The sequence below is a fragment of the Methylobacterium sp. AMS5 genome (genome assembly GCF_001542815.1).
Classification (GTDB): Bacteria; Pseudomonadota; Alphaproteobacteria; order Rhizobiales; family Beijerinckiaceae; genus Methylobacterium.
Genome location: NZ_CP006992.1, coordinates 4,482,749 through 4,502,540, shown reverse-complemented (window position 1 = coordinate 4,502,540; position 19,792 = coordinate 4,482,749). Strand labels below are relative to the sequence as shown.

The following is a 19,792-nucleotide window of genomic DNA, read 5'->3' as shown; positions in this document are numbered from 1 at the left end:
CATGGCCAGCCTGCGCGCCCATCTCTACGATCTCACCATCCGCCTCGCGGTGAAGGGGCGGCTCGGCGGCACCCACGATGTCTACGCCATCCGCCGCGCCTTCGAGGGTGCCCGGTTCCCGACGCCGGCCGGCGTCGCCTTCACCCCCGGCGAGGTCGGGGGCGTGCCCGGCGAGTGGGCGGAGGCTGAAGGGGCGAAGACGGAAGGGACCGGCGCGAAGGGCGTGCGCCCCACCCTGCTCTATTGCCACGGCGGCGGCTTCATCGCTTGCTCGGCGCAATTGTACCGCCCGGTCACCGGCCGCTTCGCTCGAGCCGGCTTCCGGGTGTTCACGCCGGATTACCGGTTGGCGCCGGAGCACCCCTTCCCCGCGGCGATCGAGGATTGCGCGCGCGTCTGGGCCACGCTCGCGGAAGCGGGCCCGGCGGTCGCCGCCGGGGATTCCGCGGGCGGCACGCTGGCGCTCACCACGATCATCGAGGCGCGCCGCCTCGGCCTGACCCCGCCCGTGGCGGCCGCCCTGTTCTCGCCGGCCACCGACCTGATCGGCCGCAGCGCCTCGTTCCGCACGAATGGGCGGCGCGACGCGATGTTCCGCCCCGAGGCGCTGATGCGGCTGGTTCCGGCCTACCTCGCCGGGGCCGACCCCGCCGACCCGCGCGCCTCGCCGATCGAGGCGGACCTTTCCGGGTTTCCGCCGCTCCTGATCCATGTCGGTGCCCGCGAGATCCTGCGCGACGATTCCCTGCGCCTCGCCGAGAAGGCGAAGGCCGCGGGCGTGCCGGTCGAACTCACGGTGTTTCCCGTGGTGGCGCATGCCTGGCAGCTCGCCGAAAGCTTTCTGCCCGAGGCACGCCGCTCCCTCGACGAGGCCGCGCTTTTCCTGCACCGCGCCCTGAAAGCGGTCGCCCATCCCGAGGCGGAGGCCACCGCGTGAGCGAAGCGCCCCTCGATCTCGTTATCGTCGGCGCCGGCTTTTCCGGCCTCGCCATGGCGATCCGCGCGCGGCAGGCCGGGTTCGACCGCCTCCTCGTGTTGGAGAAGGCCGCGGGCGTCGGCGGCACGTGGCGGGAGAACACCTATCCGGGGGCCGCCTGCGACGTGCCCTCGCAGCTCTACTCCCTCTCCTTCGCCCCGAAATCCGACTGGTCGCGCCTCTTCGCGCCGCAACCCGAGATCGAGGCCTATCTCGAAGGGCTCGTGGCCGCGCACGGCCTCGCGCCGTTCCTGCGCCTGGAGACGTGCGTGACGCGCGCCGTCTTCGATGCGGGAGCGGGCCTGTGGCGGGTCGAGACCGACAGGGGCGTCGTCTCCGCCCGCGTGCTCGTCGGTGCCATGGGCGCCCTGCACCACCCTGCCCTGCCCCGCCTCCCCGGCCTGGAGCGGTTCTCGGGAAAAGCCTTCCACTCGGCGAGCTGGGATCATTCCTGCGACCTGAGGGCCAAGCGCATCGGCGTGATCGGCACGGGGGCGAGCGCGGTGCAGTTCGTGCCGGAGATCGTCGGCCGGGTCGCCCACCTCACCCAGTTCCAGCGCTCGGCCCCCTGGATCCTGCCCCGCGGCGACCGCCCGACCGGGCGTGGTCTCCAGCGGCTGATGCGGATCGCCCCCCTGCGCCGTCTCCACCGCGCCTCGCTGTTCTGGCGCCGCGAGGTCGCGGCGCTCGCGGGCTTCACCCGCGTCTCGCGCGTGACGGCGCTGGCGGAAGCGTGGTCCCGCCGGCACCTCGCGGCTTCGATCGCCGATCCGGCTCTGAGACGAAAGCTCACGCCCGATTACCGGCTCGGCTGCAAGCGGGTGCTGCTCTCCGACGACTATTACCCGGCGCTGGCCCGGCCCCATGCGAGCCTCGTCACCGCGCCGATCCGCGAGGTTCTGCCCCACGGCATCGTCACGGCCGACGGCGCCGAACATCCGCTCGACGTGCTGATCTTCGCCACCGGCTTCTCCCCCGGCGGCAGCGTTCTGCGCACGGAGGTGATCGGACGCGACGGGTTAAGTTTGCTGCAAGCCTGGAAGCAGGGAGCGGACGCATTCCGCGGCGTCTCGGTGGCAGGCTTCCCGAACTTCTTCCTGTTGCTCGGCCCCAATACCGGGCTCGGCCACAACTCGGTGCTGCTGATGGTCGAGGCGCAGGTCGCGCACGTGCTCGGCGCGCTGCAACGGCTGCGCGACCAGCCCGGCGGCGTGCTGGAGGTGCGCCCCGCGGCTCAGGCACGCTTCCGCGCCGAGGTCGATGCGCGGATGGAAGGCAGCATCTGGATGCGGGGCGGCTGCGGGAGCTGGTATCTCGACCGTTCGGGGCGCAACCGCACCCTCTGGCCTGGGACGGTCGGTGATTACGTGCGCGGCACCGAGCGGATGCGGGCAGAGGATTACGACTTCATCGGTTCCTCAGGGCTCCGCCCTGGACCCGCGAAAGGGCTTGCCCTTTCGAAACCCTGATGATCCCGGCCGGTCCTGCTTGCGCTCGACCTCCAGGCGGATGCCCCGGCCGGCCAGGAGGATTTCGGCGAGGAAGGCCAGGATCGCCAGGACGGTGCAAGCGAGCGCAAGGCCGAAGCAGGCGAACAGGACGGAGGCCGCGGAGGCGTCCCTGAGCGCGCCGACGAACAGGGTGAGCACGGCCGCGCCGGTCATCACGCCGCCGAGGCTCGCCAGCACCACGGCGAGATCGAGCAGAAGCGAGCGCTGGCGCAGATAGGCGAGGCGGCGGGCCAGCGTCGCCCGCGCCGCCTCGTCCGCACCGGGCAGGCTGGCCGAGAGCGCATCGACCTTGTCGGCGACGCGGCCGAGGCGGGTCGAGAACACGTTGAGCAGGGTCGCCAGCGCCGAGAGCAGGAAGGCGGGGGCGAGCGCCACTTGAATGATGTGGGCGATGCTCTCGGGATCGCCCGTCGCGGTCTGGAACATGCCGTCGGGCTCGTCTCAAGTCCGGCGGGCCCGGCGCCGCTCGCGGAAGATGAGGGCGAGGTTGCGCAGGTAGATGAAGGTGGACAGCCCCTGCCCGATGATGATCACCGGCTCCCGGCGCACGAAGCCGTAGACCAGGGTCATCAGCCCGCCGATGATCGACAGGAACCAGAACGAGAGCGGCATCACGCTCTTGCCCGCCCGCTCGCTGGCGATCCATTGCAGGATGAAGCGCGAGCCGAACACGAGCTGCGCCCCGATGCCGAACACCAGCCAGAAATCGAAGCGGGTGACGAACACGTCGTAGAAATAGGCCGGCAGGTCCTCGGCGAGCTGGATCAGCATGGATTCACCGGCTCTCGCTGTGCGGGATTTCCTCGGCCCGCGGGGCTGGGCGCCGCCGCCGGATCAGCCACCACACCCCGGCCAGATCGAGGATGCCGACCCAGAGCCGGTCGAACATCCCGTAATTCGAGTGCCCGGTGAAGCGGGGCCGGTCCACCACGTCGCGGTGGACGACGCCGAACCCTTCGCGCGTGACGAGCGCCGGCATGAAGCGGTGGAGCGCGTCGAAATAGGGCAGCGTGAGGTAGACCTCGCGGCGAAACACCTTGAGCCCGCAGCCGGTATCGCGGGTGGCGTCCTTCAGGATCTTTCCGCGCACGCCGTTGGCGATCCGCGACTGGAACTGCTTCCAGGCCCCTTTCCGGCCGATCCGCTGCCCCTGGGCCAAGCCGACCGTCGGGCCAGCCTGCTCAAGGGCGGCATAGAGCACGGGGATGAAGGACGGATCGTTCTGGCCGTCGCCGTCGAGCGTGGCGAGGACGGGCGCGCGGGCGCGCAGCACGCCGCTGCGCACCGCCCCGCTCTGGCCGCCGCCGCGGTCGTGGCGCACCACCCTGAGCCACGGATTCTTGGCCTGCAGGCTCCGGAGGGTGGGCAGCGTCGCGTCGGTCGAGCCGTCATCGACGTAGATGACCTCGAAGGGCGCCAGGGTCTGGCAGGCATGGCCGATCTCGGCCACCAGGGCCTCGATGTTGCCGGCCTCGTTCTTCACCGGCACCACCACGCTGAGGCGCGGCGGCTCGGACTCGGTCGTCGTGCTCATGGTGTGGCACCCGGCAGCGCGGCGTAGGCGGAGACCCCGACCGGCTTGCCGCCGTTGATGTTGAAGCCGGTGACCCGGCCGACGGGGCTAAGCGGCTGCCCGCCTTCGGCCGCCGCGAATTCGGCGGCGAACCGGTCCTCGACCAGCACGAGGCGGCAGCCGCCCTCTCTGAGGAACGCGACGGCCTCAGCGCCGGAATTCAGCATGGTCAGATCCGTGCCGACGGTGAAGACGAGGCTCGGCTCGCGAAGGCCGAGGCTCGCCACGCGCGGCGCCTCGCAGGGCAGGGCGTCGCGGATCGCGGCGAGCCGCGGCGAGACCTTGAGGCTTTGCAGCACCGGCTGGGTCAGGCCGAACACGGCGCCCGACAGCACCACCGAGGCGGCGACGGCGAGCACCAGAGCGCCCTCCTGCCCTGTCCCTTGCCCGGCCCCTTCTCTCGCCCCGCGGGCAAAGGCGGCCCAGGCGAGGCCGGCGAGGACGCAGGCAGCGAGCAGCGGCGGCAGGGCGGCGAGCGGCAGCACATGGTCGAGCCGCCACGCGGCGAGGCTGAGACCCAGCGTCAGCCCGACCGGGATCAGCACGACGAGACCCGCCACCCAGCGCGCGCCCGGACGCCGCGGATCGAGCGCGCCGCGCGACAGCGCCAGCACGGTGAGGATCGCCACCGCCGGCATCAGGGGGAGGACATAGTGCGGCAGCTTGGTCGGCACCGCCTCGAAGATCAGCCACATCGGCACGATCCAGGCGAGCAGCAGCACCACCGCCTCCTCGCCCCGCCGCGCCCAGGCGAAGGGAAGGCTGAGGGCGGCGAAGGCGGCACCCGGCCAGAAGGTGGCGAAGAAGGCGAGCGCGTAGGCGCCGGGTGGGCCCCAATGCTTCTCGGCGCCGGTGCCGACCTTGCCGAGCATGTCGCGCCCCACCGCCTCGCCGAAGAAGGCGCCGCCGCTCTTCCAGGCGATCGCCAGGAACCAGGGCGCCACGACCGCGAGCGTGATGAGGAGCCCCAGGCGCGGGCGCAGGTCGAGCAGCCAGCGGGCCGAGCCCTCGCGCAGACACAGCACGAAGGCGGCGAGCCCGGCAAACAGCGGCACCATCGGCCCCTTCACGAGGATGCCGAGCGCGAGTCCGAGCCAGAAGACCAGGGCCGTCCCGAGCGAGGCCGGGCCGCGGCGCCGTTCCAGCCGGGCGCGCCCGAGCCAGGCCCGGGCGAGCGCGCCGAAGGCGGCGACCGCGCAGGCGGTGAGCAGCGCGTCGGTCTTGGCCAGCCGCGCTTCCGCCGAGAGCATGATGCAGGCGGAAAACAGTGCGGCGGCCAGCAGCGCCCGGCGCCGGTCGAGGACGGCGAGGCCGGCCCAGTAGGTCAGCAGGACCGCCGCCAGCGCGCCGAGGAGCGAGGGAATCCGGTAGAGCCCGATCTGCGTGCGCGCCCGGTCCACACCGAGCGCCTCGCCAGCCGCGACGGCGGCGGCCTGGGCCCAGTAGATCCCGACCGGCTTCTTATGGCGTGCCTCGGCCTGGAAGCGGATGTCGACGAGGTCGCCCGTCTCCAGCATCTGCTTGGAGGCCTGGGCAAAGCGCGGCTCGTCCCGGTCCATCGGCTGGAGCGAGGCAAAGCCCGGCAGGAAGCTCGCGAGACCGATCAGCAGGAGCAGGAGGCAGGCACGGAGATGGCTCGCGGCCCCGAAGGACAGCACCCGATCGCCAAGGCGCAGCGCTCCATCGAGCGGCCAGCCACTCTCCGCTCGTGAGAGCGCGACCGGCGCGACGCCAAGGCGCGTCATCGGCGGGGCCCGCCCCCGATGGGTGCGGTCCGGCTCTGGCGGGGAGGAACGGGCATCGGCGGCTCGGGCGCGGATGAAAAAGGCCGGCGGACGGCCCGCGCCCCGGCCGGGGGCCGTGTCGATGATCCGCTTACGATTGTCAAATGCGGACATCTGAAGCGCGACCGGCTGCGGGGCCACCAGCAAAAAGCAACGCGACCATGCACTGGGTGGGTAGCCGGACCGGAAGGGCGACCCTATATTCCGCTCATGGCAAACAACAGCGCAAATCCCTACACCCTCGAAATCGAAGCCTGCGAGCGCCCGGCCGGGCACTTCACCTGGGCCATCCGCCGGAACGGCAAACTCTTCCAGCGCGCGGATCGCGTGCAGACCACGGAAGAAGCCGCAGAGCGCAGCGGGCTCGCCGCCCTGGAAAAGCTCCTCAGCGGCCGGGAGCGTTGATCGGCCTTTTCGGCCGGCTTACGCCTCAAATCCCTCAGACCTGACAAGGCTCCCGGGCTCGCGCCCGCGGGGCCTTTTCTATGCCGTTGATCGCCCGCGGGGCTCGGATAATCTCCTCCCGAAACGGGAGGCGAGACCATGGCGCGCACGACGATCTACGACCGCGATCTCGACCCGAATCCCGCGAACTTCCAGCCGCTCACGCCGCTGACCTATCTCGATCGCGCCGCCCGCACCTTCCCGGACCGGGTTGCGGTGATCCACGGGCCCCTGCGCCGCTCCTATGCCGACCTCTACGCCCGCTGCCGCCGCCTCGCCGCGGCGCTGGCTGCCCGCGGCATCGGCCGAGGCGACACGGTGGCGGTGCTGCTCGCCAACACGCCGGCGATGATCGAGTGCCACTACGGCGTGCCGATGACGGGGGCGGTGCTCAACACCCTCAACACCCGCCTCGACGCATCGGCTCTGGCCTTCTGCCTCGACCACGGCGAGGCCAAGGTCTTCATCGTCGATCGCGAGTTCGCGCGGGTCGGCCGCGAGGCGCTCGACAAGGCAGGTGTCTCGCCCCTCGTCATCGACTACGACGACCCTGAATTCACCGGGGACGGCGCCCCCGTCGGCGAGACCGACTACGAAGACGTCCTCGCCGCGGGCGATCCCGATTACGCATGGGCGATGCCGGGCGACGAGTGGGACGCGATCTCGCTGAACTACACCTCCGGCACCACCGGCGATCCGAAAGGCGTGGTCTATCACCACCGCGGCGCGGCCCTGCTCTCGCTCGGCAACGTCATCACCGCCGGGTTGCCGCAGCACGCGGTCTATCTCTGGACCCTGCCGATGTTCCACTGCAACGGCTGGTGCTTCCCCTGGACGCTCTCGATCGTGGCCGGCACCCATGTCTGCCTGCGGCAGGTGCGGGCGCCCGCGATGTACGCGGCTCTGGCCGAGCACGGCGTCACCCACCTGTCGGGTGCGCCGATCGTGATGTCGACGCTGCTGAACGCCCCCGATGAGCAGAAGCGCCCCCTCCCCCGCCGGGTCCACTTCCTCACCGCCGCCGCGCCGCCGCCCGAGGCGGTGCTCGCCGCCATGGGCGAGGCCGGCTTCGACGTCACCCATCTCTACGGCCTGACCGAGACCTACGGCCCGGCGGTCGTGAACGCGTGGCACGAGGATTGGGACGCGCTGTCCTCCGACGAGCAGGCCAGGAAGAAGGCGCGCCAGGGCGTGCGCTACCCCGTTCTGGAAGGGCTCGACGTGCGCGACCCCGAAACGATGGAATCCCTGCCCGCCGACGGCACCAGCCTCGGCGAGGTGATGTTCCGCGGCAACGTGGTGATGCGCGGCTACCTGAAGAACCCGGCCTCGACCGAAGCTGCCTTCAAGGGCGGCTGGTTCCGCTCCGGCGATCTCGGGGTGAAGCATCCCGACGGCTACATCCAGCTGAAAGACCGCTCGAAGGACATCATCATCTCGGGCGGCGAGAACATCTCCTCGATCGAGGTGGAGGACGCGCTGTTCAAGCACCCTTCGGTCGCGGCCGCCGCCGTCGTCGCCAAGCCCGACGCGAAATGGGGCGAGACGCCCTGTGCCTTCATCGAGCTGAAGGAGGGGCGGGAGGCGACCTCCGAGGAACTGGTCGCATGGTGCCGCGAGCGGCTCGCCCCCTACAAGCTGCCGCGTCACGTGGTGTTCGGCGAGCTGCCGAAAACCTCGACGGGCAAGGTGCAGAAATTCTTATTGCGGGAGAAGGCGCGGGAGGGAGACGCGTGAAGGCCGCTTTCGGCGCTTTGTCCGCCTCGATAGGATGGACCTCATGACGGATCTTCTCGAACGAGCGGTCGCCACCGCGCGGGGGCTCTCCCCGGAAATGCAGGACGAGATCGCGCGTCTCGTGCTCGCCTATGCGGGTGAGGAGCAATCGGTCATTCCGCTTACGCCCGAGGAAGAGGCTGATCTCGCGGAGTCAGATGTCGAAGAGGCGCGCGGTGATTTCGCAACGGAGGACCAGATGCGCGCCATATGGGCGAAGTATGGTCGGTGAGGGTCCGCTACACTCTTACCGCCGCTCGGCAAATCGAAGCGGCACTTGATTTTCTCGCAAGCGAGTCGCCCCAAGCCGCCTTCAGGCTGCAAGAGCGCATCCTATCGGTCGTGGCCCTCTTGCAAGCGCATCCCCAGGCAGGGCGTTTGACAAGTAAGCGGGGCATTCGGCGATTTCCGCTCAGCTCGTTTCCCTACCTGATCGACTATCGCGCTACGGACCGAGACATCGTCGTGCGCCGCTTCCGACATACGGCACGCCGTCCCCTGTCGTGATCCGCGGCCAGCTTCACTCCACGCCCAATTGCTGCGCGGCGCTCATGATCGCCGTCATGCGGTAGGGCTTCATCACCAGCACGCTCTCGCTCACCTGCCGGGGTTGCTCGGCACTGTAGCCGGTCACGTAGATCACCGGGAGGGCCGGGTGCAGCACGCGGGCGCGCTCGGCGAGGTCCCAGCCGTCGAGCTGGCCCGGCAGGCGGATATCGGTGAACAGGAGATCGACCCGCCCGGCCCCCTGGAGCAGGCCGTAGGCCTCCTCCGCGGTGCCGGCGCTGAGCACGGCGAAGCCGGCATCCTCGAACTCCATGGTCACGGCGTTGAGCAGCATCTCTTCGTCCTCGACGACGAGCACCGTCCGCTTGTCGGCCATACGCCCCCCTCCTTCGTCTTCTTGTTATTCGACAGGCCCAACCCCGGAAGGCGCAAGAGCCGCAGGATATTTCGAGTGCGGGCCCGCCCGCACCACCTCCGCCCGAAAGCCGGCGGCCACCTTTCGGGACGATGCTCTTCGCTCTTGTTTTTGCATCGTCTTTTTCCGAAAGCCGGCGGCCACCCTTCGGGACGATGCTCTTCGCTTTTGTTTTTGCATCGTCTTTTTTCCGAAAGCCGGAGGCCACCTTTCGGGACGATGCATTAGCCCGCGACTGCCACCGGTGGCAGCAGCGGCGCAACGCTCGGCTCGGCAACCGGGGCCGGCCGCACCACCGGACGGCTCACGGCGGGCGCCTGCGCCGGGAAGGACAGGCGCACCGTCGTGCCGGGCCTATGGCCGCGCACGAAAGCGGCGCTGCCGCCCGATTGCTGCGCGAAGCCGAAGACCTGGCTCAGACCCAGGCCGGTCCCCTGCCCCAACGGCTTCGTGGTGAAGAACGGCTCGAAGGCCCGCCCCTCGACCTCCGGCGGCATCCCGGTTCCGGTGTCGGACACTTCGACGGCGATCCCGTCGCCTTCGGGCAGCGGTCGGGTGACGAGGGTCAGCGTGCCGCCCTCCGGCATCGCATCGCGGGCGTTGACCGCGAGGTTGAGGATCGCGTTCTCGAACTGGTTCGGATCGATCCTTACCCGCGGCAGGTTCGGGGCAAGATCGGTCTCCAGCCGGATGCGCGAGCCGATCGTTCCGCCCAGGAACTCGGCGAAGGAGGCGATCTGGGCGTTGACGTCGGTGCTGACCGGGGAGAGCGGCTGGCGGCGGGCGAAGGCCAGCAGCTTGTGCGTCATCGTCGCTGCCCGCTCGGCGCCCTTCACCGCATCGCGCAGGCGCGTGCGCAGGGGGCTCGCCTCGGGCAGGCCGCGCTCGACCCGGTCGAGGTTGAGCAGCACCACGTTGAGCAGGTTGTTGAAGTCGTGGGCCACGCCGCCGGTGAGCTGCCCGATCGCCTCCATCTTCTGGCTCTGGCGCAGTGCTTCCTCGGCACGCGCGCGCTCGGCATTGGCGGCTTCCAGGGCGGCCAGCGCCGCGTCGCGCTCAGCGATGCGGGCCTGCAGCGCCTCGTTGGCCTGCCGGAGCTGAGTCGGAGACGGCAAGGTCAGCGCCTTCGGCATCAGGACCCAGAGCGCCACCGCCGTGCCGATGGAGGCCATGCCGGTGATGAGCTTGACCGCCGCTTCCAGTCCGTAATCCGGCACCCAGAGCGTCCAGATCGCCATGAGATGCGTCGCGCCGCAGGCGGTGATGAACACCGCGAACGACCAGAATATCCACCCGAACACCACGTCGCGGCGGCGGGACACGAAATAGGCCAGTCCGACGGGGATCGAGAAGTAGGCGAAGGCGATCAGGCTGTCGGAAATGACATGCGTCCAGATCAGCTCCGGGCGCCAAAGCAGACAGATGCCGTGGGGCGAAAGGTTTTCGACCTCCCACAGCCGCCGCAGAAGTTCGAGCATCAATCCCGGTCTCCCGCTCCGCCGCGCACGATCCCGAAGGCTGCGCAGGCCCCTGCGACAGCATCGTTCCGAAAGATAGCGCCAGGCTTTCGGGACGATGCTCGAACAAAAAATGGGGGCATCGCTCCGGATTCGATTTCCAGGACGAGGCCCGAGACATGAACGATCGGGTACGCCGGCGAATGCGGCCTCCCCTCATACGAAATCTCTACGCGAGACACCGGCGTCCACCAAACATTAAGTCTTACTTAACCCTATTCGCGCATCACCGGGGGTGGCTTTCGAGGGCGGGCGCGAGTGTCGGCGCAACGGGCAATCACGCAGGTTGAGGATTCGCAAAGGGCCTTGCAAGGAGCCTTGAAAGGCGCCTTGCAGGGAACCCCCGACGCGGCCTCGCACGAGACGCCGGCCGACGCTCCCCTTCGGCGCGTCAGCCTCGGCAGCCTGCTGTCCGCCACGGCGCGGCGCCATCCCGACCGGATCGCAGTGGTCGACCCCGCCGACAAGCCGGACTGGAGCGACCGGCCCGCCATCACCTGGACCTACGCCGCGGCCGCCGAGATCGTGGAGCGCCTCGCCCGCGGCCTGCGGAGTTGGCGTCTGCCGCCGGGAAGCCGCATCGGCCTGTGCCTGCCGGGCTCGGCCGAGAGCGCGCTGGCGATCCTCGCCGTCGAGGCCGCCGGCCACGTCGCCTGCCTGCTCCCGGTCTCCTGGGACGAGGATCACCTGCTCGCCGCGGCGCAGAACGTCGCGCTGAGCGCGGTGCTGACCCAGGCCCGGCTCGGCTCCGCCGCACCCGCCGAGCGCCTCTGCTCCGTCGCCGCGCGCTATTTCGGACTGCGCTACCTCGCCGCCTTCGGCCCCGACGTGCCGGATGGGGTGATCAATCTCGACCGGTTCGTCCTCGACGGCCCTGCCGGAGAGCCGGCCGGACCGGCACCCGCCGCGGCCGGCATCGTCAGCTTCATCGGCGGCGACCCCGAGCGGCCGGTCTACCGCAGCGGCGAATCGGTGGTAGCCGCCGCTGCCGCCCATCTCGTGGCGATGCGGGTCGCGCCCGCCGAGCGCATCCTCAGCCTCATCGGCCCGCACGACCTGCGCGGCCTTGCCACCGGACTCGCGGCCGCCCTCGTCGCGGGGGCCACGCTGGAGACGCTGCCGCTGTTCGACGGGGCGGCCTTCGCGACGGCCCTGCGCCGGCCGGGTCCGACGCATCTCGTCGCGCCCGCCTTCCTCGAAAGGAACCTCGCCGGCCGCGACCTGCCGACGGATCTGCGCTCGGTCGCCCTGGTGCACCGGGCGCCCGCCCGCTTCCCCAGCCGCAGCCGCGCCGCGGACCGGCCGCAGGGCTTGCGCCTCGATACGGTGATCGACACCGTCGCCTTCGACGAGACGGCGATCCTCTCCGGCCGGCGCGGGACGGCGGGCGACCTCTCGCTGGTGCTCGGCAAGCCGGAGCGGCTCTCCCTCCCCGCAGCCCTGATGTCCATGAAGCGCGACGCGGACGATCGCCTCGCCTTCCGCGGCCAAGCCTGCACCGTGACGCCGTTGCAGCGCGGGAATCGGCAGGCGATCCCGAACGGGGTGTGGCAGGAGACGCCGTTCGCGCCGGTGCTGTTCGCAGGTTTCGCCACCGCGATCGAGGTCGTGGAGCCGTCCGATTCCACCGGCTCGCCAAAAATTTTTGCGCCTGCGTAATCGAGCCTGCCAACGGCGCGGTCCGCGGTGCCGCCGCTCCACGCAGCCCGATAAAAAACCGATTGCAGAAAATGATTTAGACGGGAAACAGCGCGGCTGAGGCCTCCTGCCCCCGACCTGTGCGGCGCAGTTCATTCAGCCTTCAGCTCAGCGATTCCATGGTCACCCACCTGCATGGCCGGCGAACCAATCGTGGCCATGCAGGTTATCCGGGGTGCCCCTTCACACAGGGCGCGACATGGGGTAACGCTGAAGCTTATGGGTGCGCTGCAACAAGTGCTTGTCGTCGACGATGGCCGCCGTGCCGTCGATCGCTCTCTTGCCGCCGACCTTGCAGGGCTCGGCTACGCAAGCGTCACCGCTTCCATCGAAGCGGCGGACGATGTCCTTGCCGTGATCGCTCGTCCCGCGGCGATCCTCCTTCAGCTCTCGTCCAGCACGAACCCGCATCTCGCCGCGCTCGCCGAACGGCTGCGCGTCCGGATGCGTGCTGGTGGCATTCCGGTCATCGAGATGGACGACGCGGGACCCCGCCCCGGCGCACCGGTCGATCTCAAGAGCCGGATCGGTCCCTACGTGCTGGCCGAGCCCGAACTCTAGGTCTTTCCCGTAACAGGACAATGACGGCGGGCCGCGGGCCCGCCTGTTTCGTGCGCCGCCGGGCGATTACGCCGCGGCGATGATCTCGCTCTCGCGGACGGCGCGTTCCGCCGAGCCGGAGCGGATCCGGTACGAGGGCTCACCGGTCGGATCGTCGGGCATCAGGCGGACGACTTCGCTGATCGTACCGAATCCCAGCCGCTCGTCGGTGGGGGACGATTGAGCACGGCGAACGCGCTGGCCGATCTTGAACTTATGAAACATCGATGTCTCCTCGAACGCATTCCGTCGAAGCGGGAAGCCGCTTCGGCGGAGGAGAGCCCCTTCAAGACAACGGGTCAGAGCTGGTCTCGATCGCATGTTCGACCGAGAGCGGCCCCGGCTCCGTGCCAGGGCAAGCCCACGAGCCGGGGATCCGACTCACGGGAAAGCTATCAGCGCGCTCAGCGGCGCAGCTTGATCTTGGCCTTGCGGGCGGCGTAGCGGGCGTCCCGCTCTTCCTTCTGCTTGGCCTGGGCCTCGCGGGCACGCTCGGCAGCGGCCTCGATCTCGGCGGCCTTGCGCGCCACTTCGGCCTCACGCTCGGCGGCGGCGATGGCGGCCAGCCGTTCGGCGTCGAGGCGCCGCTGCGTCTCGCGCTCCTTGACCCGCTCGTCGCGCGCAACGGCGATCGCACGGCGTTCGGCCTGGCGGGCCTGCACAGCCGGATCATCGTTGGAGGGGCGGGCGCGGAAGCGGGCGAGCATGGCCTCCCGGGAGGAAGCCGAATCCTGGCGACGGTCGTCGAAGGAGTTTTGTTTGGTGAAGCTCACAGAGTGTCCTTGATCGTACCGAGCCCGGGATGGACCACGGCCTTAAAAGCGCAAAGCCGCTCCAGTCCGGAGCGGCTTCGACATATCGGGTTCAGGCGCGAATTACGCGACTTGGAGCTGACCCGCCGACTGCTTGCCGGAGCGACGGTCGGTTTCCATCTCGTAGGAAACCTTCTGGCCTTCGGTGAGGCCACGCAGGCCGGCGCGCTCGACGGCGGAGATGTGGACGAAGACGTCCTTCGAGCCGTCCTCAGGCTGGATGAAGCCGAAGCCCTTCTGCTCGTTGAACCACTTGACGGTGCCGATGCTCATAGAATGTCCTTGTCTCCGCAGGATTCAGGCAGAGAGCCTTGCGCCATGTAGCGCCGGGCTATGTCGTTCGACCGATAACGAAGGAAAATGAGAACCGCCCTGCGGAGGCGTCACGGCCCAGAAAATCCGGCCTCGCATCGATAAGATCTATATGCGACTCGAATGAAGCTTTATCAAGGCTCGTTTTATTTTTCGAGATGCAAGAATTGTTGGCAGGTCATTCGAAATGACCTGCCGCTTCAAGCGATTCATCAACGCGCAGCGTGAGTTGAGCAGGATCTCCCACGCCGCGATGTCCCTCTCATGTCGCGCGTGACACGCCCGCTCCAACCGCAAAGGCCCGGTCACGCGGCCTTCTTGGCTCGCTTGGCAATCGTGACGAGCCCGCGCAGGATCTGCGTCGTCTCCTTCAGCCGCCGCGGGATGCCGTCGAGTTCGCGGATGAACACGACGCTCATGTCGGGCCGCACCTTGGCGAAGGAGCCCTGCTCCACGACCATGGCCGCGAGCCCCTGCGGGTTGGCGAAGGAGCGGTTCCGGAAGTGGACGACCACGCCCTTGGGGCCCGCCTCGACCTTCTCGATATTGGCCTCGCGGCACAGGATCTTGATGGTCACGATCTTCAGGAGCTGTTCCACCTCCGGCGGCAGCGGGCCGAAGCGGTCGATCAACTCGGCGCCGAAGCTCTCCATCTCGGCATCGTTCTCGAGGGTCGAGAGGCGCCTGTAGAGGCCGAGCCGGACGGTCAGGTCCTCGACGTAGTCTTCGGGGATCGTGACCGGAGCGCCGAGCGCGATGGTCGGCGACCATGCTTCCTCCACCGGCTCCTCGATGCCGGCCTTGAGGGCGGTCACCGCATCCTCCAGCATCTGCTGGTAGAGCTCGTAGCCCACCTCCTTGATGTGGCCGGATTGGGCATCGCCCAGCAGGTTGCCGGCGCCGCGGATGTCGAGATCGTGGCTCGCGAGCTGGAAGCCGGCGCCCAGCGTATCGAGGCTCTGGAGCACCTTCAGGCGCTGTTCGGCCTGGGCCGTGAGCTGGCGGTTGGCCGGCGTCGTGAACAGGGCGTAGGCCCGTGCCTTCGAGCGGCCGACGCGCCCGCGCAACTGGTAGAGCGCGGCAAGCCCGAACATGTCGGCCCGGTGCACGATCAGCGTGTTGGCGGTCGGGATGTCGAGGCCGGATTCGATGATCGTGGTCGAGAGCAGCACGTCGTACTTGCCCTCGTAGAACGCCGTCATCACGTCTTCGAGCTGGCCCGCCGCCATCTGGCCGTGGGCGACCGCGACGGTGGTCTCGGGCATCTCGGTATCGAGGAAGCGCTTGACCTCGGCCAGATCCTCGATGCGGGGAGCGACGTAGAACGACTGGCCGCCGCGATAGCGTTCGCGCAGCAGCGCCTCGCGGACCAGCAGCGGATCGAACGGCGTCACGAAGGTGCGCACCGCCAGCCGGTCCATCGGGGGGGTGGCGATGATCGAGAGTTCGCGCACGCCCGTCATGGCAAGCTGCAGCGTGCGCGGAATCGGGGTGGCCGAGAGCGTCAGCACGTGCACGTCGGCCTGGAGCGCCTTGAGCCGCTCCTTGTGGGCGACGCCGAAATGCTGCTCCTCGTCAACGATGATGAGGCCGAGATCCTTGAACGCGACGTTCTTGGCCAAGAGCGCGTGGGTGCCGACGACGATATCGACCTGGCCCTCACTGAGCCCGGCGCGGGTCTGCCGCTGATCGCCGGCAGAGACGAAGCGGGAGAGTTGCGCGACGTTGATCGGCAGGCCCTTAAACCGTTCGGCAAACGTGCGAAAATGCTGGCGGGCGAGAAGCGTGGTGGGCACCACCACCGCCACCTGCTTGCCGGAGATCGCCGCGGCGAAGGCGGCGCGCAGGGCCACCTCGGTCTTGCCGAAGCCGACATCGCCGCAGACCAGCCGGTCCATCGGACGCCCCGCGTTGAGGTCGTCGAGCACCGCATCGATGGCGTTGGCCTGATCCTCGGTCTCCTGGAAGGCGAAGCGGGCAGCGAATTCCTCGTAGAGCCCCTCCGGCGCCTTGAGGCTGGGGGCGGACTTCACGAACCGCGCGGCGGCGATCTTGATGAGGTCGCCGGCCATCTCGAGGATGCGGCGCTTCATCTTGGCCTTGCGGGCCTGCCAGGCGCCACCGCCCAGGCGGTCGAGCGCGACCTCCGTATCCTCGGAGCCGTAGCGGGTCAGGAGTTCGATGTTCTCGACCGGCAGCAGCAGCAGGCCGCCGGCATATTGCAGTTCGAGGCAATCGTGCGGCGCGCCCGCCGCGGTGACGGTCTTGAGCGTGACGAAGCGGCCAATGCCGTGGTCGGCATGAACCACGAGATCGCCGGGCTGGAGCGCCTGCACCTCGAGGATGATGTCCTGCGGGCGCTTGGACTTGCGCTTCTGGCGCACCAGCCGGTCACCCAGGATGTCGCCCTCGGCCACCACCGCGAGCCGGTCCAGGGTGAAGCCGGATTCCAGCCCCCAGACCGCGACCGCCACGTCGGTGCCGCGCTTGAGCGCGTTGACCGCGGCGAAGGTGTTGATCACCGTCGGCTTCTTGAGCCCGTGGTCGGTCAGCACGCCGCAGAGCCGGTCGCGCGAGCCCTCGGACCAGGATCCAAGGATCACGTGATGCCCGGATGCCTGGAGATCCCGGATATGCGCGACCGCCGCGTCGAACACGCTGGCCGCGTCGTCGGCCCGCTCGGGCGCGAAGCTTCGCCCGGCCCTGGCGCCGCAATCGATCACCGCAAGCGCGTCGGAATCCGGCATCGCGAAGGGGGTGAGCCGGGCCACCGTGCCGGCCTCGATCTTGCTCTTCCACTCGTTGGGCGTGAGGTAGAGCGCGCGCGGCGGCAGCGGCTTATAGGGCGCGACGCCGCTCTGCGGGTTCTTCAGCGCGGCTTCGCGAGCCTGGAAATAGTCCTGGATCAAAGCGAGCCGCTCGGTGGCCGCCTCCTCCACCTGCGGGTCGAACAGCATCGGCACGTCGCCGAGATAGTCGAACAGGGTGTCGAGGCCGTCGTAGAACAGCGGCATCCAGTGCTCGAGGCCGGCATAGCGCCGGCCCTCGCTCACCGTCTCGTAGAGCCGGTCGTCGCGGGTCGCCGCGCCGAAGCTCGACAGGTAGCCCTGGCGGAAGCGCCGGATCGTCTCGGTGGTGAGCTGCACCTCGCTCATCGGCACGAGATCGAGGGAGCGCAAGCTCCCCACCGTGCGCTGCGTCTCGGGATCGAAGGCGCGGATCGATTCGAGCGTGTCGCCGAAGAAATCGAGGCGGATCGGGTTCGGCAGGCCGGGGGGCGACAGGTCGAGGATGCCGCCGCGCACGGCATATTCGCCCGTGTCCCGCACCGTTCCCGTGCGCAGGAAGCCGTTCGCTTCCACCCAGGCCACGACCTTGTCCATCGGCACCACGTTGCCGATCGCCGCCGAGAAGGTCTCGACGGCCACGCGCGACCGCGGCGGCACCCGCTGCACCAGGGCGTTGACGGTGGTGCAGAGGATGCGGGGCTTCTCCTCCGACGAGCGCGAGCGGGTCAGCCGTGAGAGCGCGGTCATGCGCTGGGCGGCGATGGCCCCGTTCGGCGAGACGCGGTCGTAGGGCTGGCAATCCCAGGCCGGAACGCTCATCGCCTCGATCTCGGGGGCAACGAATTTCAGCGCGTTCTGGAAGGCGTTGGAGCGGCCGGAATCGCGGGCGACGTGGACCAGCACCGCCGGTCCCTCGAACGAGCCGGACAGCGCGCGGGCGAGGTCGGCGGCCACCAGCGCATCGAAGCCGTCGGGGACGCTCGCCAGCGTCGGGCTGTCGCCGCGCTTGATCGCATCGAGCGCCTTGGTCAGGGGCGCCGATTTCGGCAGGGCGAAGCGGGCGGTCTGCGGCTTCGGAGCGGGTGGCTTGGGTTGGGGCTTGGCCATCGGTTCGTTGGTTTTCTGCGTGCGCTCGACGTCGTCGCCCTCCCCTTCTTACGAGGGAGGATGACCCTCGCATCAGCGAGGGTCGGGAGAGGGGAGCGCCGCTTCCGGAAGGGCGTGAGCCGCCCCCTCATCCGCCTGCTCTCGCAAAGGGAACGCCGGCGGGTCCTCAGGAAGCTGTCCGCGGTGGCAAACGTTCAGTTGTGGATCGGCGCGTCGTGCCGGTGGAACGCCTTGAGCCGGCGATACACGGCGGTGTCGTAATTCTCCGGGGTCGCGTCCTCGCCGGTGAGCCAGCGGAACAGGTCACGGTCGGGCACCTCGATCAGCGCCTCGAACTGCGTCAGTTCCTCCTCGGAGAGTGCGCCGATCTCGGCATCGGCGAAGCGGCCCATGATGAGGTCCATCTCGCGGATGCCGCGGTGCCACGCGCGAAACAGCGTGCGGCGGCGGCGCGGGTCGAGGTCGGCGCTGGTTCGGGTGGTGCCGGACATGGGCTGTCCCCTGCAATCATCTGCACAGGCATGTAGAGGGGCGGGCGGCTGCGGGCAAACGGCGTGTCGGCGCATCGATCAGGTTCGCCCTCACCTCTGGCGGAACGTCGTCGGCATCGTGTGCGGATGGCCGCGAAGCGCCAAGGGTCGAGCGCCAAGCATTGAGCGCCCCTGTCGTCGGCCTGCTACGACAACCGGGAACGAACCTCGATTGACGGAGCGTGCAACGCCTCGTGCGGGAGGCTCTGCAGGCACGGCTTCGAATTGCAAGCCTTGCGTGCAACGATTGCGGCTTGGTTGAGCGGAGATCGCGATGAGCTTACCGATATGGATGCGCGCCGTCTTGATGCGATGCCGGCGCCAAAACATCATGCGCGAGGCGTCCTGGACAAGCATGGATGACGAGGATCCGATGCCGCGCGGCGATGCCGCCACCGTGCCGAGCCCTCTCCTTGATGCTATCCAGCGCGTGATCGAGGGCCTTCGAGACGGCAGCCTGCAACACACTGATCTCGAAGCTGCCGTATCAGGTCTGACCGCCCTTCCACCCGCCGCCGTCCCGGCAGCCGGCGCCGCTGTCGCGGAACTGGTGCTGCTCTCGCGCCATAGGTCGGGAGGCGTACCGGCGTGGGAGCACCGTGAGGCCGACCTGACTCGTCTGTGCGCGACGGACGGCCTCGAACGCCTCTTCGTTCTCCATCCCGACGGATATGTGCGCGAGGCCGCCCTACGGATGCTGAGCGGCCCAGCGCGCACAGCCTTCGAGATCGCGGCGATCGCCTACCGGCTCAATGACTGGGCGTTTCCGGTCCGAGTCTCGGCGCGGAGCGCCGCCCTGCGCATCTTCCCGGAGACAGAAGCAGGACTTGTGGTCGAAGCCCTGTTCTTCCTCCTCGATCGGATGTCGGAGTGGCAGCGCTGGCGTGCGGAGCAGGAGGACAACGAGCGGATTCTCAACGAACTGATGGCGCGGCCCGATGTCTGCGCGCGGTTCGCCGAGCGCCTGTGCGCTGCCCGCACCGGACGGATGGGGAAGCTGCTCCGGCACGCGGTCCGATGGCCCGGCCTCGACCCCTTCCTGCCGGAATTGGCGCGCTGCGCCTTCCTGCCTTCCGTCCGAGCCTATGCCCTGCGTTTCCTGATCGAGGAGCGGGCGACATGGCCGGAAGGCACCCGGTGGGAATGGGTCGACAAGACCTATGGCCTCACCCATCGCGTTCGCGTAATCGGGGAGCGCCGGTTCGTTCGGACCTCGGACTTGAAGACCTTGATCGTGCAGGGCGCGCAGGACCGTTCCGCCATCGTGCGGCGGGTGGCGGGCGATGCCTTGGTCCAGCATCGTTCCGGACTCGACGACGCGATGCTCGCCTTGGTCCGAAAACTGGCCGACGACAAGAGCCCGTCCGTGCGTGAGCGGGCCACCTTCATCCTGAAGGAGCGCGCGGCCCGGTGACAGGCACTCCGCTCCTCCAACCCACCC

The 19,792-nt window shown here is 69.1% G+C and carries 20 protein-coding genes; 9 read left to right on the top strand and 11 right to left on the bottom strand.

Features of this window, described 5'->3' with window-relative positions; all coding sequences use genetic code 11:
- Position 1 precedes the first annotated feature (1 nt).
- Both Y590_RS20190 and Y590_RS20185 read left to right on the top strand, forming a co-directional pair.
- On the top strand, positions 2-937 hold the full coding sequence (locus Y590_RS20190; RefSeq protein WP_060771414.1) for an alpha/beta hydrolase: 936 nt from the start codon (positions 2-4) through the stop codon (positions 935-937).
- Positions 934-2,445 carry a flavin-containing monooxygenase gene (locus tag Y590_RS20185; RefSeq protein ID WP_060771413.1) on the top strand — a complete coding sequence of 504 codons (1,512 nt, stop codon included), beginning with the start codon at positions 934-936 and terminating at the stop codon, positions 2,443-2,445. The genes Y590_RS20190 and Y590_RS20185 overlap by 4 nt, the downstream gene beginning before the upstream one ends.
- On the opposite strand, the gene Y590_RS20180 is transcribed toward Y590_RS20185, so the two are convergent.
- From Y590_RS20180 to Y590_RS20165, 4 genes are read right to left on the bottom strand one after another with little or no spacing between them, the layout of a single operon-like run.
- Positions 2,395-2,913, bottom strand: a complete 519-nt coding sequence (locus Y590_RS20180) for a DUF2721 domain-containing protein (protein WP_060771412.1) — start codon at positions 2,911-2,913, stop codon at positions 2,395-2,397. The genes Y590_RS20185 and Y590_RS20180 overlap by 51 nt on opposite strands.
- Positions 2,914-2,928: 15 nt before the next feature.
- Positions 2,929-3,258 (bottom strand): lipid-A-disaccharide synthase N-terminal domain-containing protein, encoded by a 330-nt coding sequence (locus tag Y590_RS20175; RefSeq protein ID WP_060771411.1) that lies wholly within the window; start codon positions 3,256-3,258, stop codon positions 2,929-2,931.
- 4 nt (positions 3,259-3,262) lie between these two features.
- Positions 3,263-4,021, bottom strand: a complete 759-nt coding sequence (locus Y590_RS20170; RefSeq protein ID WP_060771410.1) for a glycosyltransferase family 2 protein — start codon at positions 4,019-4,021, stop codon at positions 3,263-3,265.
- On the bottom strand, positions 4,018-5,805 hold the full coding sequence (locus Y590_RS20165) for an ArnT family glycosyltransferase (protein ID WP_060771409.1): 1,788 nt from the start codon (positions 5,803-5,805) through the stop codon (positions 4,018-4,020). The genes Y590_RS20170 and Y590_RS20165 overlap by 4 nt, the downstream gene beginning before the upstream one ends.
- A gap of 249 nt (positions 5,806-6,054) precedes the next feature.
- On the opposite strand from Y590_RS20165, the gene Y590_RS20160 reads away from it, so the two are divergent.
- From Y590_RS20160 to Y590_RS25990, 4 genes are all read left to right on the top strand, one after another.
- Positions 6,055-6,249: a hypothetical protein gene (locus Y590_RS20160; RefSeq protein WP_003599068.1), complete on the top strand. Its 195-nt coding sequence runs from the start codon at positions 6,055-6,057 to the stop codon at positions 6,247-6,249.
- Between the two features lie 138 nt (positions 6,250-6,387).
- Complete coding sequence (locus Y590_RS20155; RefSeq protein WP_060771408.1) at positions 6,388-8,025, top strand: acyl-CoA synthetase; 1,638 nt, start codon at positions 6,388-6,390, stop codon at positions 8,023-8,025.
- A gap of 43 nt (positions 8,026-8,068) precedes the next feature.
- Positions 8,069-8,296 (top strand): hypothetical protein, encoded by a 228-nt coding sequence (locus tag Y590_RS20150; RefSeq protein ID WP_041358816.1) that lies wholly within the window; start codon positions 8,069-8,071, stop codon positions 8,294-8,296.
- Positions 8,275-8,571 (top strand): type II toxin-antitoxin system RelE/ParE family toxin, encoded by a 297-nt coding sequence (locus Y590_RS25990; RefSeq protein WP_003599075.1) that lies wholly within the window; start codon positions 8,275-8,277, stop codon positions 8,569-8,571. Before Y590_RS20150 ends, Y590_RS25990 begins: the two co-directional genes overlap by 22 nt.
- Positions 8,572-8,584: 13 nt before the next feature.
- Here the strand turns inward: Y590_RS25990 and Y590_RS20145 are convergent, their stop codons facing one another.
- Positions 8,585-8,947 (bottom strand): response regulator, encoded by a 363-nt coding sequence (locus Y590_RS20145; RefSeq protein ID WP_060771407.1) that lies wholly within the window; start codon positions 8,945-8,947, stop codon positions 8,585-8,587.
- Positions 8,948-9,210: 263 nt separating this feature from the next.
- On the bottom strand, positions 9,211-10,464 hold the full coding sequence (locus tag Y590_RS20140; protein WP_060771406.1) for an ATP-binding protein: 1,254 nt from the start codon (positions 10,462-10,464) through the stop codon (positions 9,211-9,213).
- A 297-nt stretch (positions 10,465-10,761) separates the two neighbouring features.
- Here Y590_RS20140 and Y590_RS20135 point away from each other — a divergent pair, with 297 nt between their 5' ends.
- The gene (locus tag Y590_RS20135) at positions 10,762-12,162 is read left to right on the top strand and encodes an AMP-binding protein (RefSeq protein WP_060771405.1); all 1,401 of its coding nucleotides are present in this window, start codon (positions 10,762-10,764) and stop codon (positions 12,160-12,162) included.
- A 258-nt stretch (positions 12,163-12,420) separates the two neighbouring features.
- On the top strand, positions 12,421-12,762 hold the full coding sequence (locus Y590_RS20130) for a hypothetical protein (RefSeq protein ID WP_060771404.1): 342 nt from the start codon (positions 12,421-12,423) through the stop codon (positions 12,760-12,762).
- A gap of 66 nt (positions 12,763-12,828) precedes the next feature.
- Here the strand turns inward: Y590_RS20130 and Y590_RS20125 are convergent, their stop codons facing one another.
- The 5 genes from Y590_RS20125 to Y590_RS20105 all read right to left on the bottom strand — a co-directional run bounded on the left by Y590_RS20125 (position 12,829) and on the right by Y590_RS20105 (position 18,312).
- Positions 12,829-13,026: a hypothetical protein gene (locus Y590_RS20125; RefSeq protein ID WP_012255296.1), complete on the bottom strand. Its 198-nt coding sequence runs from the start codon at positions 13,024-13,026 to the stop codon at positions 12,829-12,831.
- Between the two features lie 179 nt (positions 13,027-13,205).
- Positions 13,206-13,574: a DUF6481 family protein gene (locus tag Y590_RS20120; protein ID WP_003599084.1), complete on the bottom strand. Its 369-nt coding sequence runs from the start codon at positions 13,572-13,574 to the stop codon at positions 13,206-13,208.
- 102 nt (positions 13,575-13,676) lie between these two features.
- Entirely contained in the window at positions 13,677-13,886 is a 210-nt protein-coding gene (locus Y590_RS20115) for a cold-shock protein (protein WP_003599086.1), read from the bottom strand.
- Between the two features lie 344 nt (positions 13,887-14,230).
- Positions 14,231-17,821: a transcription-repair coupling factor gene (gene mfd / locus Y590_RS20110; RefSeq protein WP_060771403.1), complete on the bottom strand. Its 3,591-nt coding sequence runs from the start codon at positions 17,819-17,821 to the stop codon at positions 14,231-14,233.
- Positions 17,822-18,015: 194 nt separating this feature from the next.
- Positions 18,016-18,312: an FAD assembly factor SdhE gene (locus Y590_RS20105; RefSeq protein ID WP_017483961.1), complete on the bottom strand. Its 297-nt coding sequence runs from the start codon at positions 18,310-18,312 to the stop codon at positions 18,016-18,018.
- 394 nt (positions 18,313-18,706) lie between these two features.
- On the opposite strand from Y590_RS20105, the gene Y590_RS20100 reads away from it, so the two are divergent.
- Entirely contained in the window at positions 18,707-19,765 is a 1,059-nt protein-coding gene (locus Y590_RS20100; protein WP_144440020.1) for a hypothetical protein, read from the top strand.
- Positions 19,766-19,792: the final 27 nt, after the last annotated feature.

What these genes read in the sequence shown, in the direction of transcription:
- Y590_RS20190 (WP_060771414.1), top strand. Translation starts at nt 2, where the DNA reads ATGGCCAGCCTGCGCGCCCATCTCTACGATCTCACCATCCGCCTCGCG.
- mfd (WP_060771403.1), bottom strand. Translation starts at nt 17,821, where the DNA reads ATGGCCAAGCCCCAACCCAAGCCACCCGCTCCGAAGCCGCAGACCGCC.
- Y590_RS20140 (WP_060771406.1), bottom strand. Translation starts at nt 10,464, where the DNA reads ATGCTCGAACTTCTGCGGCGGCTGTGGGAGGTCGAAAACCTTTCGCCC.
- Y590_RS20125 (WP_012255296.1), bottom strand. Translation starts at nt 13,026, where the DNA reads ATGTTTCATAAGTTCAAGATCGGCCAGCGCGTTCGCCGTGCTCAATCG.
- Y590_RS20130 (WP_060771404.1), top strand. Translation starts at nt 12,421, where the DNA reads ATGGGTGCGCTGCAACAAGTGCTTGTCGTCGACGATGGCCGCCGTGCC.
- Y590_RS20100 (WP_144440020.1), top strand. Translation starts at nt 18,707, where the DNA reads ATGGATGACGAGGATCCGATGCCGCGCGGCGATGCCGCCACCGTGCCG.
- Y590_RS20145 (WP_060771407.1), bottom strand. Translation starts at nt 8,947, where the DNA reads ATGGCCGACAAGCGGACGGTGCTCGTCGTCGAGGACGAAGAGATGCTG.
- Y590_RS20150 (WP_041358816.1), top strand. Translation starts at nt 8,069, where the DNA reads ATGACGGATCTTCTCGAACGAGCGGTCGCCACCGCGCGGGGGCTCTCC.
- Y590_RS25990 (WP_003599075.1), top strand. Translation starts at nt 8,275, where the DNA reads ATGGGCGAAGTATGGTCGGTGAGGGTCCGCTACACTCTTACCGCCGCT.
- Y590_RS20105 (WP_017483961.1), bottom strand. Translation starts at nt 18,312, where the DNA reads ATGTCCGGCACCACCCGAACCAGCGCCGACCTCGACCCGCGCCGCCGC.
- Y590_RS20165 (WP_060771409.1), bottom strand. Translation starts at nt 5,805, where the DNA reads ATGACGCGCCTTGGCGTCGCGCCGGTCGCGCTCTCACGAGCGGAGAGT.
- Y590_RS20170 (WP_060771410.1), bottom strand. Translation starts at nt 4,021, where the DNA reads ATGAGCACGACGACCGAGTCCGAGCCGCCGCGCCTCAGCGTGGTGGTG.
- Y590_RS20115 (WP_003599086.1), bottom strand. Translation starts at nt 13,886, where the DNA reads ATGAGCATCGGCACCGTCAAGTGGTTCAACGAGCAGAAGGGCTTCGGC.
- Y590_RS20155 (WP_060771408.1), top strand. Translation starts at nt 6,388, where the DNA reads ATGGCGCGCACGACGATCTACGACCGCGATCTCGACCCGAATCCCGCG.
- Y590_RS20160 (WP_003599068.1), top strand. Translation starts at nt 6,055, where the DNA reads ATGGCAAACAACAGCGCAAATCCCTACACCCTCGAAATCGAAGCCTGC.
- Y590_RS20175 (WP_060771411.1), bottom strand. Translation starts at nt 3,258, where the DNA reads ATGCTGATCCAGCTCGCCGAGGACCTGCCGGCCTATTTCTACGACGTG.
- Y590_RS20180 (WP_060771412.1), bottom strand. Translation starts at nt 2,913, where the DNA reads ATGTTCCAGACCGCGACGGGCGATCCCGAGAGCATCGCCCACATCATT.